13 protein-coding genes are annotated in these 16487 nt (G+C 70.8%); 4 read left to right on the forward strand and 9 right to left on the reverse strand.

The window, feature by feature from the left end; genetic code table 11:
- Positions 1-99: 99 nt before the first annotated feature.
- From ACZ6R6_RS30460 to ACZ6R6_RS30485, 6 genes are all read right to left on the reverse strand, one after another.
- Positions 100-1113, reverse strand: coding sequence for an ABC transporter permease (locus ACZ6R6_RS30460; protein ID WP_306864597.1), 1014 nt, complete (start codon positions 1111-1113; stop codon positions 100-102).
- Positions 1113-2606, reverse strand: coding sequence for a sugar ABC transporter ATP-binding protein (locus ACZ6R6_RS30465; RefSeq protein WP_470099079.1), 1494 nt, complete (start codon positions 2604-2606; stop codon positions 1113-1115). The genes ACZ6R6_RS30460 and ACZ6R6_RS30465 overlap by 1 nt, the downstream gene beginning before the upstream one ends.
- Complete coding sequence (locus tag ACZ6R6_RS30470; RefSeq protein ID WP_470099081.1) at positions 2606-3667, reverse strand: sugar ABC transporter substrate-binding protein; 1062 nt, start codon at positions 3665-3667, stop codon at positions 2606-2608. Before ACZ6R6_RS30470 ends, ACZ6R6_RS30465 begins: the two co-directional genes overlap by 1 nt.
- Positions 3668-3786: 119 nt before the next feature.
- Positions 3787-4533: an SDR family NAD(P)-dependent oxidoreductase gene (locus tag ACZ6R6_RS30475; protein WP_470099083.1), complete on the reverse strand. Its 747-nt coding sequence runs from the start codon at positions 4531-4533 to the stop codon at positions 3787-3789.
- On the reverse strand, positions 4526-5821 hold the full coding sequence (locus tag ACZ6R6_RS30480; protein ID WP_306864587.1) for an L-fuconate dehydratase: 1296 nt from the start codon (positions 5819-5821) through the stop codon (positions 4526-4528). The genes ACZ6R6_RS30475 and ACZ6R6_RS30480 overlap by 8 nt, the downstream gene beginning before the upstream one ends.
- A complete protein-coding gene (locus tag ACZ6R6_RS30485) occupies positions 5818-6663 on the reverse strand; it encodes a fumarylacetoacetate hydrolase family protein (protein ID WP_470099085.1) in 846 nt (281 codons plus the stop codon). Before ACZ6R6_RS30485 ends, ACZ6R6_RS30480 begins: the two co-directional genes overlap by 4 nt.
- A gap of 468 nt (positions 6664-7131) precedes the next feature.
- On the opposite strand from ACZ6R6_RS30485, the gene ACZ6R6_RS30490 reads away from it, so the two are divergent.
- The 4 genes from ACZ6R6_RS30490 to ACZ6R6_RS30505 all read left to right on the forward strand — a co-directional run bounded on the left by ACZ6R6_RS30490 (position 7132) and on the right by ACZ6R6_RS30505 (position 13096).
- Positions 7132-10053, forward strand: coding sequence for a glycosyl hydrolase family 95 catalytic domain-containing protein (locus tag ACZ6R6_RS30490; protein WP_470099087.1), 2922 nt, complete (start codon positions 7132-7134; stop codon positions 10051-10053).
- A gap of 371 nt (positions 10054-10424) precedes the next feature.
- Entirely contained in the window at positions 10425-11630 is a 1206-nt protein-coding gene (locus ACZ6R6_RS30495) for a cytochrome P450 (protein WP_470099089.1), read from the forward strand.
- 84 nt (positions 11631-11714) lie between these two features.
- A complete protein-coding gene (locus ACZ6R6_RS30500; RefSeq protein ID WP_470099091.1) occupies positions 11715-12371 on the forward strand; it encodes a TetR/AcrR family transcriptional regulator in 657 nt (218 codons plus the stop codon).
- Between the two features lie 56 nt (positions 12372-12427).
- Positions 12428-13096: a class I SAM-dependent methyltransferase gene (locus ACZ6R6_RS30505; protein ID WP_470099093.1), complete on the forward strand. Its 669-nt coding sequence runs from the start codon at positions 12428-12430 to the stop codon at positions 13094-13096.
- Here ACZ6R6_RS30505 and ACZ6R6_RS30510 read toward each other — a convergent pair.
- The 3 genes from ACZ6R6_RS30510 to ACZ6R6_RS30520 form a co-directional block, all read right to left on the reverse strand.
- The gene (locus ACZ6R6_RS30510; RefSeq protein WP_470099095.1) at positions 13065-14045 is read right to left on the reverse strand and encodes a polyprenyl synthetase family protein; all 981 of its coding nucleotides are present in this window, start codon (positions 14043-14045) and stop codon (positions 13065-13067) included. The genes ACZ6R6_RS30505 and ACZ6R6_RS30510 overlap by 32 nt on opposite strands.
- 190 nt (positions 14046-14235) lie before the next feature.
- Positions 14236-15234: an RNA polymerase subunit sigma-70 gene (locus tag ACZ6R6_RS30515; protein ID WP_470099097.1), complete on the reverse strand. Its 999-nt coding sequence runs from the start codon at positions 15232-15234 to the stop codon at positions 14236-14238.
- Positions 15235-15491: 257 nt separating this feature from the next.
- Entirely contained in the window at positions 15492-16283 is a 792-nt protein-coding gene (locus tag ACZ6R6_RS30520) for an SDR family NAD(P)-dependent oxidoreductase (protein WP_470099099.1), read from the reverse strand.
- Positions 16284-16487 lie beyond the last annotated feature (204 nt).

The following is a 16487-nucleotide window of genomic DNA, read 5'->3' on the forward strand; positions in this document are numbered from 1 at the left end:
TGCCGTAGTTCCTCGGGGAGGTGGTGGTGGTGGTCGGTTCCGCGCCTCGCCGTACGGGCCCGGAGGACCGTGGGCGCCCGGGAAGGGGAGCGATCGCCGTCAATCCTGCGCCTTGCCGCCGGCGAGGCGGCTGATCATCAGGGCGATCAGGATGATCGAACCGTAGACCAGCTGCTTCCACTCGCCGGGGACGCCCTTCAGCGTCAGGATGTTCTCCACCAGGCCGATCACCAGGACACCGGTGAGGGCGCCCAGGATCGTGCCCTTGCCGCCGTCCATGCTGACCCCGCCGATGACCGCGGCGGCGAAGGCCATGAAGATCCAGCCGACGCCCTGGTTGGCGCTGATGCCGCCCAGGCGGCCGGTCTCCAGCACTCCGGCGAGCGCGGCGACCACGCCGCCGACGACGAAGACGACCCAGACGACCCGCTCGACCCGGATGCCCGCCGCGCGGGCGGCGTCGGCGTTGCCGCCGATGGCGTAGAGCGAGCGGCCGGCCCGGAAGTAGCCGAGCGCGGCGATGGCCACCGCGAAGAGCAGGCCGGTGATCCAGATGGACACCGGGACGCCCAGCCAGATGGCGCTGCCGAGGTAGAGGAACGACTCGGGCAGCTCGAACAGGCTCTTGCCCTGGGTGAGTCCGAGCTGGAGGCCGTGGACGACGATCATCATGGCCAGGGTGACGATGAAGGCCGAGAGCTGGAAGCGCATGATCAGGAAGCCGTTGAAGGCGCCGACCAGCCCGCCGATCAGCAGGCAGATCGGGATCGCCAGGATCCCGGGGAGCTCCAGGCCGAACCCGCCGGCCGCCACCGGGATGACCAGCATCACCCCCACGGCGGGGGCCATGCCGACGGTGGACTCCAGCGACAGGTCGAACTTGCCGGCGATGAGGATCAGCGCCTCGGCGAGCACCACCAGCGCCAGGGCCGACTGCTGCTGGAGCACGTTGGTCAGGTTGCCGGGGGTGAGGAAGATCGGGTCCACGAAGGACCCGGCGATCAGCAGGACGACGATCACCGGGACCAGCGTGAGGTCGCGGAAGCGCCCGAGCTGGATCCGCCGGCCCGGGGCGGGCGCGGTCGCCACGGGCGTCGTCTTCGTAGTGGTCATCAGTCGTCGATACCTTCCATCGCCGCCACCAGTTCGGTGTCGGTCCAGCCTCGGGGCACGTCCTTCACGACCCTGCCGTGGAACATGACCAGGACCCGGTCGCAGATCCGCAGGTCGTCGAGTTCGTCGGAGACCAGTACGGCTCCGGTCCCCCGGGCCGCCGCGTCCTCCACGGCGCCGAGGAGTGAGTGCTTGGCCTTCACGTCCACCCCGGCCGTCGGGTTGATGACCACGAGCGCCCGGGGGTCGTCGGCGAGCGCCCTGGCCAGCACGACCTTCTGCGCGTTGCCGCCGGACAGGTCGGCCACCGGCTGGTCGGGACCGGTCGTCTTGATGTCCAGCTCGGCGATCATCCGGGCGCCGTGCGCGCGCCGTCTCGCCGGGGAGATCACGCCGTACCGGCCGAGCTTGTGCGCGATCGGGATGGTGGCGTTCTCGGCGATCGACAGCAGCGGCACGAAGCCCTCATGATGGCGGTCCTGGGGGACGAAGCCGAGACCGGCGGCGAGCACGGCCGGCACGTCGCCCGGCTTGACCTCGGTGCCGTTGACGGTCACCGCGCCGGTGTCGGCCCGGCGGAGGCCGACCAGGGTCTCGGCCAGGCCGACCTTGCCGCTGCTGCCCGAGCCGGCCAGACCGACGATCTCCCCGGCCCGGACGGCCAGGTCCACGTTCTCGTAGCGGCCGCCGAGGCTCAGTCCCCGGGCGGCGAGCACGACCGGCGCCGAGGCGTCGGCCGTGCGGGAGCGGTACTCGTAGGCGGCGGTCGTCTCACCGGTCATCGCGTCGACCAGCCGGTCGTGCGGCAGGTCGCCGACCTGGGCGGTGACGATGTGCCGGGCGTCGCGGAAGACCGAGACGCTCTGGCAGATCTCGTAGACCTCCTCCAGGTGGTGCGAGATGAACATCATCGTCACACCCTGCTCCCGGAGTGCCCGCATCCGCTCGAAGAGCCGCTGGATGGCCGGGCCGTCGAGCTGGGCGGTGGGCTCGTCCAGGATGATGAACCGGGCGCCGAACGACAGCGCCCTGGCGATCTCCACGAGCTGACGCTGCTCGACGCCCAGGTCTCCGGCGAGGATGTCGGCGTCCACGTCCACGCCGTACTGCTCCAGGAGCTGCCTGGCCCGGGTGCGCAGGGCGCCCCACCTGATCGCGCCCCGGTCCGTCTGCCGGTTCAGGAAGAGGTTCTCCGCGACGGTCAGCGTGGGGATGATCGTCGACTTCTGGTAGACGCACGCGACCCGCTGCCGCCAGGCGTCCCGGTCGGCCAGCGGCGGCGCGAGCTCCCCGCCGAAGCGGACCTCTCCCTCGTCGGGGCGCTGCAGCCCGGTCAGGATGGACACCAGCGTGGACTTGCCCGCGCCGTTCCGGCCGACCAGCGCGTGCGTCTCCCCCTCGGTGATGGCGATCCCGGCGCCGTTGAGCGCGGTGGTCGGGCCGAAGCGCTTGGTGATCCCGAGCGCTTCAACCGCCTTAGCAGAAGATGTCATCACTTGACCTGATTGCCCCAGAGATTCTTGTCGTCCACATTCTCCTTGGTCACCAGCGGGGCGGGGAGCTGGTCCTCGAAACCGTTCGGGAGCTGGATGATCGTGCTGTCGTGGTCGGTCGGGCCCGGCTGGAAGGTCTTGCCGTCGACCGCGGCCTTGGCGTAGAAGAGCGCGTACTTGGCGTACAGGTCGGCCGGCTGGGAGATCGTGGCGTCGATCTCGCCCTTGCGGATGGCCTCGAACTCCTGCGGGATCCCGTCGTTGGAGATCACGAAGACGTGCTTGGGGTCCTCCGGCGGCACGATCAGGCCCTTGGCCTTGAGCACCTGCAGGGTCGGGGCCAGATGGACGCCGCCGGCGTGCATGTAGACGCCCTTGATGTCCGGGTGCTGCTGGAGGCGGGTCTGCAGCATCGAGGCGGCCTTGGTGCCGTCCCACTCGGTCGGCTCCTCGAAGACCGTGATGCCGGGGAACTTCTCCTTCATGCACGCGCCGAACGCCTCGGCCCTGTCCCGGCCGTTGATCGACGACAGCGCGCCCATGAGCTGGACGACCTTGCCCTTGCCCCCCAGTTTCTCGCCGAGGAACTCGCACGCCTTGGTGCCGTAGGCCTTGTTGTCGGCCCGCACGACCATGAAGACCTTGCCCTTGTCGGGGCGGGTGTCTACCGAGACGACCGGGATGTTCTTGCTCTCCAGGGTCTGCAGCGTGGAGGCGATCGCACCGGTGTCCTGCGGGGCCATGACGACCGCCTTGGCCCCCTGGCCGATCATCGCCTGGGTGTTGGCGACCAGTTTGGCCACGTCGTTCTGGGAGTTGGTCGGCGGCATCAGGTCGACGCCCAGCTCGGTGGCGAGCTGGGGGACGTATTTGTTGTAGGAGTTCCAGAAGTCGGAGTCGGCGCGCGGGAAGTCGATCCCGACCTTGCCGCCCTTGGCTCCGGCGTCGGCGGCGGGCTTGGCGCTGCTGCCTGCGCCGGCGGTCTCCGACGAGCCGCATGCCGAGATCGTGAGGGCGAGCCCGAGCAGTGCCGCGCCTGTCGCCGCAGTTCCGAGTTTCATACCGTTGCCTCGATTCGAAACCATGTGGGGGGTGAAATATTGCTGGACCGATGTCTCATCCGGCCGTCTGTCCGATCATCTGGCCGCCCGGCGGGGAGGCCGCCCGGCGGCACGTCGTCTCAGGTCGCCGGCCGGAGCCTGAGCCCCTGCATGCCCCCGTCGACCGCCAGGACCGTGCCGGTGGTCGAGGCCGCGAGCGGGCTCGCGAGGTAGGCGATCGCGGCCGCGACCTCCTCCGCGCTCACCAGGCGGCCCATCGGCTGACGGCCCTCCAGGGCCGCCCGCTCGGCCGCCGGGTCGGGCGCCGCGTCGAGCAGGCGCTGGACCCAGGGCGTGTCGGCGGTGCCCGGGTTGACGCAGTTGACGCGGATGCCCTCGCGGACGTGGTCGGCGGCCATCGCCAGAGTGAGCGACTGGATCGCGCCCTTGGAGGCGCTGTAGAGCGCCCGCTGGGGCAGTCCCGCCGAGGCGGCGATCGAGCAGGTGTTGACGATCGCCGCGCTCGCCGAGCGCCGGAGGTACGGCAGGGCCGCCCGGGTCACCCGGACGATGCCGAGGACGTTGACGTCCAGGACTCTGGACCACTCCTCGTAGGGATTGTCCTCGACCGTACCGGCCGCGCCGATCCCGGCGTTGTTCACCAGGACGTCGAGTCCGCCCATCCGCCCGGCCGCCTCGGCGACCGCCGTACGGACCGCGGCCTCGTCGGTGACGTCCGCCGTGGCCGGGATGAACGGCTCGCCGGGCGGGTTGACGTCCAGGCAGGCCACCGTGGCCCCGCGTGCGGCGAGCAGCGTGGCGGTGGCCAGGCCGATGCCGGAGCCGCCGCCGGTGACCAGGGCGCGCAGGCCGTCGAACTCAGCCATTGAGGGACCTCCAGACCGGGCCGTCGGGGTAGGTGTGGTCGGTGATCGACCGGGGGTGCATGGCGGCTCCGAAGCCGGGCCGGCTCGGCGCGACGTAGGCGCCGTTCTTGATGACCACGGGGTCGGCGAAGTGCTCGTGGAGGTGGTCGACGTATTCGATCACCCGGTTCTCCATCGAGCCGCTGACCGCGACGTAGTCGAACATCGACAGGTGCTGGACCAGCTCGCACAGGCCCACCCCGCCGGCGTGCGGGCAGACCGGGACGCCGAACCTGGCGGCGAGCAGCAGGATCGCGATGTTCTCGTTCACGCCCGCGACGCGGGCCGCGTCGATCTGCAGGTAGGAGATGGCGTCGGCCTGCAGGAGCTGCTTGAAGATCATGCGGTTCTGCACATGCTCGCCGGTGGCGACCGGGATCGGCGCGATGCCCCGCGCGATGGCGGCGTGGCCGAGCACGTCGTCGGGGCTGGTCGGCTCCTCCACCCAGTGCGGCCGGAACTCCGCCAGGGCGTTGACCCAGGCGATGGCCGACTCCACGTCCCAGCGCTGGTTGGCGTCGATGGCGATGGGGAAGTCGTCGCCGCAGGTGTCGCGCGCGATGCGCATCCGCCGCCGGTCGTCCTCCAGGTCGGCGCCGACCTTCAGCTTGATCTGGGTGAAGCCCTCGGCCATCGCCTCCTTGCACAGGCGGCGCAGCTTGTCGTCGCTGTAGCCGAGCCAGCCGGGCGAGGTGGTGTAGGCCGGGTAGCCGTGCTCCTTCAGGTAGGCGATCCGCTCCTGGCGGCCCGGCTCGGCGGCCCGCAGGATGTCGAGCGCCTCCTGCGGGGTGAGCGCGTCGCTGAGGTAGCGGAAGTCGACCAGCTCGACGAGCTCCTCGGGCGACATCTCGGCCAGCAGCAGCCACAGCGGCTTGCCCGCCCGCCTGGCCTTCAGGTCCCACAGCGCGTTGACCACGGCGGAGATCGCCATGTGCATGACGCCCTTCTCCGGGCCGAGCCAGCGCAGCTGGGAGTCGTGGACCATGTCCTTCCAGAGCCTGCCCAGGTCCTCGACGTCCTTGCCGAGCACGTACGGCTCCAGCGCCTTGATGGCGGCGGTCTGCACCTCGTTGCCCCGGCCGATGGTGAAGGCGAAGCCGTGGCCCTCGGCGCCGTCGTCGGTCCTCAGCACCAGGTAGGCGGCCGAGTAGTCCGGGTCCGGGTTCATCGCGTCGGAGCCGTCGAGCTCCAGCGAGGTGGGGAAGCGGATGTCGTAGGTCTCCAGCGCGGTGATGCGGTAGGCGCTCATGCCTGGCCCACCGTCTGCCGCTGCCGGCCCAGACCGTCGATCTCCAGCTCCATGACCTGGCCCGCGCGCAGGTACGGCGTGCCCGGCAGGCCGAGCGCGACGCCGGCCGGGGTGCCGGTGTTGATGACGTCACCGGGCTCCAGGACCATGAACCGGCTGAGGTAGCGGACGATCTCGGCGACCTGGAAGATCATGTTCTTGGTGTCGCCGTCCTGGTACGGCTCGCCGTCCACCCACAGCCGCAGCCCCAGGGCCTGCGGGTCGGCGATCTCGTCGGCGGTGACCAGCCAGGGGCCGAGCGGGTTGAAGGTCTCGCAGGACTTGCCCTTGTCCCACTGGCCGCCGCGTTCGAGCTGGAACTCGCGCTCGGAGACGTCGTTGGAGATCGCGTAGCCGGCGACCGCCGCGAGGGCCTCCTCGTGGGTCTCCGCGTAGCGGACGGTCCGGCCGATGACGACGGCCAGCTCGACCTCCCAGTCGGTCTTCACGCTGCCTCTGGGGATCAGGACCTCGTCGTAGGGGCCGACGACCGTGTTGGGGGCCTTCATGAAGACGATCGGCTCGGCGGGGATCGAGGCACCCGTCTCCTCCGCGTGGTCGCGGTAGTTGAGCCCGATGCACACGATCTTCCCGGGCCTGGCGATCGGTGCGCCGATCCGCAGCCCCTCGGCCTCCAGCACGGGCAGCTCGTCCCGCTCCAGCGCCTCGCGGACGCGCGCCACTCCCCCGGAAGCGAGGAAAGCACCGTCGATCTCGGGGTCCGAGATTGCACGGAGGTTACCGGCCTGGTCCATGACGGCCGGTCGCTCCTGGCCGACGGGTCCAACTCGCAGCAGCTTCACACCGCACCCTTCAGTCATACATCGGATGTCTTGTTCCGTGATGCTGGAGGACACGAAAGCCCGATGTCAACCCCTCGCCGAGGGATACATCCGATCCGTTATAGAGGAGAAACCGCAGATGGTGGCCTTATGACGGGATCTTTCCCGGCCGCCCCCGACCAGTCATCGGATTTAACCGGGGCGGGCAGCCATGCAGCCCATCCACCGGAACTCCTGCGGTGCGGGTGGTTTCGTTGATCCACTGGCTTCAAACATCGGAGGACGAACCTTGTTACTGCGAGGTTTCGGTGCTATCTCCTTGAGATAGGTCGGCCCTGTGATCGGAGGAATCGGTTGTCCCACCCCCCAAGACGACGACTCGGCATCACCCTGCTAGCCACACTCACCCTCACCACCAGCTTATATGGGCAGAATCTGGCCCACGCGGAGCCGAATAAGGGTGCGGCAGCCGTACAGACACCCGATGATTTGACGCTCTGGTACGACAAGCCCGCCACCGACTGGGAGACCCAGGCGCTGCCGATCGGCAACGGCGCGCTGGGCGCCAAGGTGTTCGGCGGGGTCGCGAGCGAGCAGATCCAGTTCAACGAGAAGACGCTGTGGACCGGCGGCCCCGGCTCCAGCGGATACAACTCCGGCAACTGGACCACCCCCCGGCCGAACGCCATCGCCGAGGTCCAGGCGCAGATCGACCGGGACGGGAAGATGTCCCCCTCCGCGGTGGCGGCCAAGCTCGGCCAGCCCAAGAGCGGGTTCGGGGCCTACCAGACCTTCGGCGACCTCTGGCTGGACGTGCCGAACGCCCCGGCCGCCCCCACCGGTTACCGGCGGGAGCTGAGCCTGCGCGAGGCGGTCGCCCGGGTCGGCTACACCGCCGACGGCGTCACCTACTCCCGGGAGTACTTCGCCAGCCACCCCGGCGGCGTCATCGTCGGGCGGATCTCCGCCAGCCAGGCGGGCAAGGTCTCCTTCACGCTCCGGACCTCCTCCCCCCGCTCGGACAGGCAGGTCTCGGTCGTGGGCGGCCGCCTGACCGTCCGGGGCGCGCTCGCCGACAACGGCATGCGGTTCGAGTCGCAGATCCAGGTCATCACCCAGGGCGGCAACCGTGCCGACGGGACCGACCGGGTCACCGTCACCGGCGCCGACAGCGCGATGTTCGTGCTGTCGGCCGGCACCGACTACGCCGGCGTCCATCCCTCCTACCGGGGCCCGGACCCGCACGCCACGGTGACCGCCGCCGTCGACGCGGCCGCCGCCAAGAGCTTCGACCAGCTCAAGACGGCCCACCAGCACGACTACCGCAGGCTGTTCGACCGGGTGAAGCTGGACCTCGGCCAGCGGGTCCCGGCGATCCCCACCGACCGGCTCCGCGCGGCCTACACCGGCGGCGCCTCGGCCGACGACCGCGCCCTGGAGGCGATGTTCTTCGCCTACGGGCGCTACCTGCTCATCTCCTCCTCGCGCGACGAGGCGCTGCCGGCCAACCTGCAGGGGGTGTGGAACAACTCGACCAGCCCGCCCTGGTCGGCCGACTACCACGTCAACATCAACCTGCAGATGAACTACTGGCTCGCCGAGCAGACCAACCTCACCGAGACGACCGTCGCCTACGACCGCTACATCAAGGCCATGGTGGCCCCCGGCCGGAAGACCGCGCAGGAGATGTTCGGCTCGCGCGGCTGGGTGGTGCACAACGAGACCAACCCGTTCGGGTTCACCGGCGTGCACGACTGGGCCACCGCCTTCTGGTTCCCCGAGGCTGCGGCCTGGGTGACCCAGCAGATGTACGATCACTACCGCTTCAACGGCGACACCGCCTACCTGCGGGACACCGCCTACCCGGTGATGAAGGGCGCGGCCGAGTTCTGGCTGGACAACCTGCACCTCGATCCGCGGGACGGCAAGCTCGTGGTCTCCCCGAGCTACTCCCCCGAGCAGGGCGACTTCTCCGCGGGCGCCTCGATGTCCCAGCAGATCGTCTTCGACGTGCTGACCAACAGCCTGGAGGCGGCGAAGAAGCTGAACGTCGACTCCGCCTTCCAGGCCGAGGTGACGGCCGCGCTGGCCAAGCTCGACCGAGGCGTCCGGGTGGGCTCCTGGGGCCAGTTGCAGGAGTGGAAGACCGACTGGGACGACCGCGCCAACACCCACCGGCACGTCTCGCACCTGTTCGCCCTGCACCCCGGGCGGCAGATCGTGGCGGGCACGCCGGAGGCCGCGGCCGCCAAGGTCTCGCTCACCGCGCGCGGCGACGGCGGCACCGGCTGGAGCAAGGCATGGAAGATCAACTTCTGGGCCCGGCTGCTGGACGGCGACCACTCCCACAAGATGCTCAGCGAGCAACTCAAGTCCTCCACGCTGGACAACCTCTGGGACACCCACCCCCCGTTCCAGATCGACGGCAACTTCGGCGCCACCTCCGGTATGACCGAGATGCTGCTGCAGAGCCAGCACGGCACGGTCCACGTGCTGCCCGCGCTGCCGTCGGCCTGGCCGACCGGCTCGGTCACCGGCCTGCGCGCCCGGGGCGACGTGACCGTGGACGTCTCCTGGCGCAACGGCACCGGTGAGAAGATCATCCTGCGTCCCGGGAAGAGCGGGCCCCTCAAGGTCCGCGCGGCCCTGGTCGCGGGCCGCTACCGGGTCCAGGACGAGACCGGCGCGACGGTCACCCCGGGCCGCGACGGCGAGACGCTCACCTGGAACGCCCAGGCGGGCAAGACCTACACGATCACCAATGAAGGCGCCGTCCCGCCCTGCGCGCCGGCCCCCGCCGACCGGCCGGTCGTCGCCTGGGACCCGTCGTCGGGTACGGCGGTCGCCGACGACTCGGGCAACGGCCGCGGCGCGACGGTCACCGGCACCGCGACCTACGAGAGCTCGGCGCCGACCGGCAGCGGGCTGGTCCTGAACGGATCCACCTACCTCACCACCGGAAACACGACGATCGGTTTCCTGCGCGAGGCCACCTTCGCCGCCGAGGTCAAGATCGGCGGGACCGGCTACCGCCGGCTCTTCGACTCCCAGCCCTCCGGCGACCCCGGCACCGACGGCGTCATCGTCGACATCACCCCGGCCGGCAAGCTGCGCTTCATCGGCGCCGGGCGCAATGTGACCACCGACGCCACCGTTCCGACCGGCCGCTACGTCGACCTCGTGGTCACCGCCGACCGGACCGGGACGGTCAACGTCTACGTGGACGGCGCCCGGATCGGCGGCGGCACCGCCACCGCGGGCGGCGTCAACGGCTGCGCCTCCCGCTCCCTGCGCTTCGCCGCCGACCAGGGCGGCGGCCAGCGCCTGACCGGAGCCGTCGACCGCATGGCCATCCTGCCCAGAGCCCTGCCCCCGGCCGAGATCGGCACCTGGCAGGACCTGGCCTTCTGACCCCGACCTGACCCACCGGCCCGGCCAACCGGCCGGGCCCGCCGGCTCATCCAGCCGACCTGGCCTTCCCGGCCCGGCGCGAGCCCGCGCATGCACATCTTCGCGATCAGTGCGGAGCGCCCGGGCTGATCGGCGCGGCCGGGACGGCCGGGGCCTCGCGCGGGCCCCGGCCCTTGACTGTCCCGGCCACCCGTAATAGAACACGTTTCAGAAAGATAAGTAACCAAGCGCTTGATCAAATACCTGACGGCGGAGCGAGCCCCCGGGAGGCGGGCGGCGGGCGTCCGGCCCGCCGGTGAGGCGCGACGGCCGCGCTCCGGCCTCGTCAAGGGCATCGAGGAGATGCCCGTATGGTTCTCATGGGAGAGCAGATGGAAATCGACCTTGTCGACCAGGACTTCTACCAGCGGAGCGGCGCGCCGCACGGCCAGCTCGCCTGGCTGCGGGCCAACGCGCCGGTCTACCGGCACGGAGGCGACGCCGAACGGGGCTGGCCCGGCTTCTGGGCGGTCACCAGACACGCCGACGTGGTGCACGTCTCCCGCCACTCCGACCTGTTCTCCTCCAGCCGGAAGCTCGCGCTATTCAACGAGATGCCCGAGGACCAGCGCGCGCTCCAGCGGATGATGATGCTCAACCAGGACCCACCGGAGCACACCCGGCGGCGCTCCCTGGTCAACCGGGGTTTCACCCCGCGCATGATGGGCGCCCTGGAACAGCACATCCGCGACATCTGCCACGGGCTGGTGGACGAGGCCAAGGGGCGCGGGTCGGCCGACTTCGTCAGGGACATCGCCGCCCCGCTGCCGCTGTATGTGATCTGCGAGCTGCTCGGCGCCCCCGTCGAGGACCGGGACAAGATCTTCAACTGGTCCAACCAGATGATCGGGGCCGAGGACCCGGACTACGCCGCCGACCCCACCGAGGGCCAGAACGCGGCCATGGAGGTCTACGCCTACGCCAACGCCCTGGCCGCCGAGCGGCGCGAGCAGCCCCGGGAGGACATCGCCACCAAGCTGATCATGCCCGACGCGGCCGGCGAGACCCTCACCGAGGAGGAGTTCGACCTGTTCGTGCTCCTGCTGGTCGTCGCGGGCAACGAGACCACCCGCAACGCGGCCTCCGGGGGCATGCTCGCCTTCTTCGAGCATCCCGACCAGTGGCGGCGGCTGGTCGCCGAGCCCGCCCTCGCCCGGACCGCGGCCGACGAGATCGTCCGCTGGGTCTCCCCGGTGAACCTCTTCCGCCGTACGGCCACCGCCGACACGACGATCGGCGGGCAGGAGGTCAAGGAGGACGACAAGATCGTGGTCTTCTACAGCTCCGCCAACCGGGACGAGGACGTGTTCGCCGACCCCGGAACCTTCGACATCAGCCGTGACCCCAACCCGCACATCGGCTTCGGCGGCGGCGGGGCTCACTTCTGCCTCGGCAACCACCTCGCCAAGCTGGAGCTCCGGGTGCTCTTCGAGGTGCTGGCCGAGCGGCTGCCCAAGCTGGCCCAGGCCGGCCCGGCCCGCCGGCTCCGCTCCAACTTCATCAACGGCATCAAGGATCTGCCGGTCACCCTCGCCTGACGCGGGCCGACCGCCCCGGCGGCCCGCGGCCGGTTCCGGCTGGTCTCACACCATCCTTCTGGCCGGTCGTGCTAAATTATGGCCATGCGGCCAGAAAGTGAGCCAGACGGCCAGAAACGGCGGTCGTTCATCGAGCAGGCCAGGCGCGCCCAGATCATCACCTCCGCCGTCGAGGTCATCGCCGACGCGGGGTTCGCGAAGGCGTCGCTGGCCCTGATCGCCAAGCACGCCGGCATCAGCAAGGGTGTGATCTCCTACCACTTCGCCGGCAAGGACGAGCTGATGGAGGAGGTCGTCAACCATGTCTACGACGGCATCATCGCGTTCGTCACGGCCCGGATGGAGCAGGAGCAGACCGCGACGGGCCTGCTGCGCACGCACATCCTGACCGTCGCCGAGCACATGCGCGGCAACAGGACCCAGATCAAGGCGCTCGGCGAGATCTTCTACAACCTGCGCCAGCCCGACGGCTCGCCGCGCTTCGGCATCGCCGCCAGCGAGCCGCTCTTCCAGGCACTGGAGGAGATCTACCGCTTCGGCCAGCGGAGCGGGGAGTTCCGCGCCTTCGACCTGCGGGTGATGGCCGTGGCCCACGCCGGCTCCATCGACAACATGTTCGCCTACTGGGTCACCCACCCCGAGCACGATCTCGACGCGCACGCACGCGAACTGGCCGACCTCTTCGAACACGCCACCCGGGCGGAGAAGCCTCATGACGGCGTGCCAGAAAATGGTCATTGACCACTAAAGTTCGTAAACCTGACATAACCCCCATCGGGTGGGGGAATAAGCTGCTGGTGCTGCCTGGAACCCGTCCCGGCGACGGCGACACCCGCACCTTCCTCGGTGCGATCATGCGTAATCCGCACCAGCTGGGCGCGATCGCGCCCAGCTCGAAGGCCGTCGCCCGGCTGGCCACCTCGGTCGTCCCGGGCACCCGTGGAGCCGTGGTCGTCGAGCTCGGCGCCGGCGGCGGGGTGATCAGCGACGCGATCCGCGACCGCCTGCCACCGGACGGGCGGCAGCTCGCCATCGAGCTCAACCACGACATGGTCCGCCACCTACGGCGCAGCCGCCCCTGGCTGGAAGTGATCGCCGGCGACGCGGGCGACCTGGGCAGGTTTCTGGGGCGGGCCGGGGTGACACAGGTCGACGCGGTCGTCTCCTCCCTGCCCTGGACCCTGTTCGACGAGCGGCAGCAGAGGCGCATCCTGGACGAGGTGTCGGCCGCGCTCGCCCTGGGCGGGATGTTCAGCACCGTCACCACCCTGACCGCGATGCCCTTCCGGCGCTTCCGGCTGTTCCGCGGTCTTCTGGAACGCACCTTCACCACCGTCGGCACCATGGGTCCGGTCTGGCACAACGTCCCGCCCGCGCTGGTCTTCACGGCCTCGGAGGGCCCGCCCCCGGCCGCGGAGGACCCGCCCCGGAGGTTCAGCCGACGATCAGCGACTCCGCCCAGTTGATGTAGGCCGCCGGCAGGTCGTGCAGGGCGGCGGCGATCCGCGGATCGGCCACGGCCGGGAGCGAGGCCAGCGCCTCGGCGGCGAGATCGCGGCAGTAGGCCAGGGTGCCCTCGACCATGTGGCTGCGCCGCAGGCGGGCGAGCAGGATCGTGATCTCGTCCTCGCTCAGCCGCCTGCCGAGGAAGGAGCGCAGGTCCCCGCAGTCGTCGCGCAGCGCCAGCAGCAGCGGGAGGGTGTAGACGCCCTGCCGGAGATCGTTGCCGACCGGCTTGCCGAGCCGGTCGGCGGTGGAGGCCAGGTCCAGCAGGTCGTCGAGGACCTGGAAGAGCACGCCGAACCGTTCACCGTACTCGGCCATGCTCCGCCCGTCCGGGTGCGCGACCAGGCAGCTCGCCCGGAACAGGGAGGCGGTCTTCCCGGTGATCGACCGCAGCGCGTCCTCCGGGGTGCGGCCGGGGTCGAACAGCTCGGCGGCCTCCTGGAACTGCCCCTCGGCGAGCTCGACGACCACGGCGGCGAGCGTCGCGGCGACCGGCTTGGAGACCAGGGCGAGCGCGGCGAGCCCGGCCCTGGCCAGCATGAAGTCCCCGACCACCAGCGCCCTGGCGTCGCCGAGCTCGGCGTTGAGGGTCCGCACCCCCCTGCGCTCGACGGCCCCGTCCATGAGGTCGTCGTGGACCAGCGACCCGGCGTGGATGAGCTCCACACACGCCGCCGCGGTGACCACCCGGTCGCTGACGGACCCGCCCAGCGCGAGCGCGGTCGCCAGCGTCAGCGCGGGCCGCAGCCGCTTCCCGCCGGCACCGGTGATGCGCCCGGCCGCGCTGTTGATGAGAGGCAGCCGGGAGGAGGTGCTCAGTCTGTGGATACGGCGCTCCACTCGCAGCAGCCCGGCCGAGACAGCCGGGCTGCCGAGGATCTCCTCGGGACGCGTGACATGGGCGAGCACGGCGATTCCTCCTCAGGTCACCTGATTACGCCCTCCACGCTGCCCGATCACCGCTGAGGCGACGCTGAGCGTCGCTGAGATCCCTCTCAGCCCGCCGTGATGCGGCGCGGGGCGAGCCCTCGGCGGTCCATGGCGGGGCGGCGCGGAGCGAGGCGGGGTGGCCCGTGACGGGGCGGCCGGTGGCTGCGCGTCAGAGCGTCGGCGGGAGGCCGAACGCCGGGAAGAGAGCGGCGCCGAAGGTGGTGATCTCCGCGACGAGGCCGTCCTCGACGCGGATCACGTCGATCTTGAAGGCCCGGAACTCGGAGTCGCCCGGCGCCCGGAGGTAGCTGGCGGCGGCCGGCTGGCGGTTGGCGCGGGTGGGCAGCAGCCGCCACTCGCCGGGGTCGGTCAGCGCCGCCTGGAGGACGGGAGCGATCGTCTCCACCCCCTCGAAGCACATCGGCGCCGGGGGCATCGTGATCCGCACGTCGTCGCGTAACAGCGCGATCGCGGCGGCGGCGTCGGCCCGCTCGTGGGCCTCGATGAAACTCTTCAGCAGCGCCCGCTCCGCCTCGCTCGGATCCGGGGCGGACCACTCGTCCCGGCGGGTCGGCAGCCGCTCCTGGATCGTGGCGCGGGCGCGCTGCAGCGCGCTGTTGACCGCGGCCACCGTGGTGTCGAGGATCTCCGCGGTCTCACCGGCCGACCGGCCGAGCACGTCGCGCAGGATCAGGACCGCCCGCTGGCGGGGCGGGAGAAGCTGGATGGTCGCGAGGTAGGCGAGCTCGATCGTCTCCTTGGCGACGACGACGGAGTCCGGCTCGCTGTCCCTCGGCGCGATCTCGTCCAGCAGCCGGTCCGGATACGGCTGGAGCCAGGGGATCTCCGCGAAGGACGTCAGCGACGACAGCTGGCGCGAGCTGCGGCGGATCACGTCGAGGCAGGCGTTGGTCGCGATGCGGTACAGCCAGGCCCGGAACAGGGGGCCGCCCTCGAAACTCGCACGCTTGCGCCAGGCCCGCAGGAAGGTCTCCTGCACCAGGTCCTCGGCCTCCTCGAACGAGCCGAGCATCCGGTAGCAGTGCACGTGCAGCTCCCGCCGGTGGCGCTCCACCAGGGCCGCGAAGGCCGATCCGTCGCCCGTCGTCGCGGCCGCGACGGCCGTGTCCTGCTCGGTGGCGCCGGGGGTGGTGTCGATGTCGGGCACGGAACGGCTCTCTCGTCCGGGAGCGTGGTGACGGTTCATGGACCGTACAACGTGCGGTGGCCGGGAACTCATCGGTCAGGGCATCGGCTGGGCAAAATCCCCGCGGGCGTCGCCCCTCGGCCCCCTCGGACGAGCGGACCCGCTCCCCAGAGGCCCGGGAGACGGGGACCGGCTCCCGGAGCTCAGCGGGAGCCGGTGAGACGACACCGGACCGGCTCCCCAGGCCCTCCGACGGCCGCCTCACCGCCCTGGGCCGGCTAGCCGGCGACCAGCCCGCAGGTCACGTTGGTGATCGTGCTGGTCACGGCACTGGCCCGATCCGAGGCCAGGAACGCCGCCACGTCGGCGACCTGGGCCAGCCGGGGAGCCCGGCGGAGCATGGTCATCCCGGCGAGCATCTGCTCGAACGCCGCCGGGTCGAAGTCGGCCATCCCGTCGTTGACCTCGACGACCTTCTCCCGCGACATGGTCTCCACGACCCCGGCCGTGTGCAGGCCGACGACGCGGACCCCGTGCGGCCCGACCTCGGCCGCCAGGTAGCGGAGGAACGTCTCGACCGCCGCGTCGGCCGGTCCGGTACCGCCCATCATCGGGGTGGTGGCCTTGGAGGACCCGCTGGTCAACGAGAGGATGACGCCCGACCCCTGCTTGATCATCTGGCGCGCGGCCGCCTGAGCGGTGAGGAAGGTCGATGTCAGACCCGTCGTGACGGGGCGGGTCAGGTCCGCGACGGTCATGTCGACCAGCGGGATCCCCTGCACGTCCCCGCGTGAGATGAGGTTGAAGGACACGTCGACACCACCCGCCTGGGCGGCCACGGCCCGGACGTGCTCCTCGACGGCCCGCCCGTCGAGGGCGTCGAGCTCGGCCACCTCGGCGGACCCGCCGTCGGCCGCGATGTCCTCGGCGACCGCCTCTAGTGTCTTCAGGGTCCGCCCGGTGAGGAAGACCCGGGCCCCCTCCCGGGCGAAAGTCCGGGCGACGCCGCCGCCGATCCCCCCGCCGGCCCCGTAGATGATCACGTTCTTGTCCTGGAGTAGCAGTGTCATGTGAGCTGTAACGAGGCCCGCCGCTCTGACTCATCGGTGCCGCCGAAGATTTTTTCGGCCCGGCCCGGCCCGGCCCGGGCACCGCTTCACCCCGTCTTCACCCGTCGGAGGCCCGCGACGGCGCGGTGGTCCCCAGCAGTTCCTCGATGAGGTCGGCCGCGCGGGTGGTGCCGCCCTCGGCCCGGACCTCGGCGCGGATCTTCT

The organism is Streptosporangium sp. NPDC048886 (assembly GCF_055586905.1).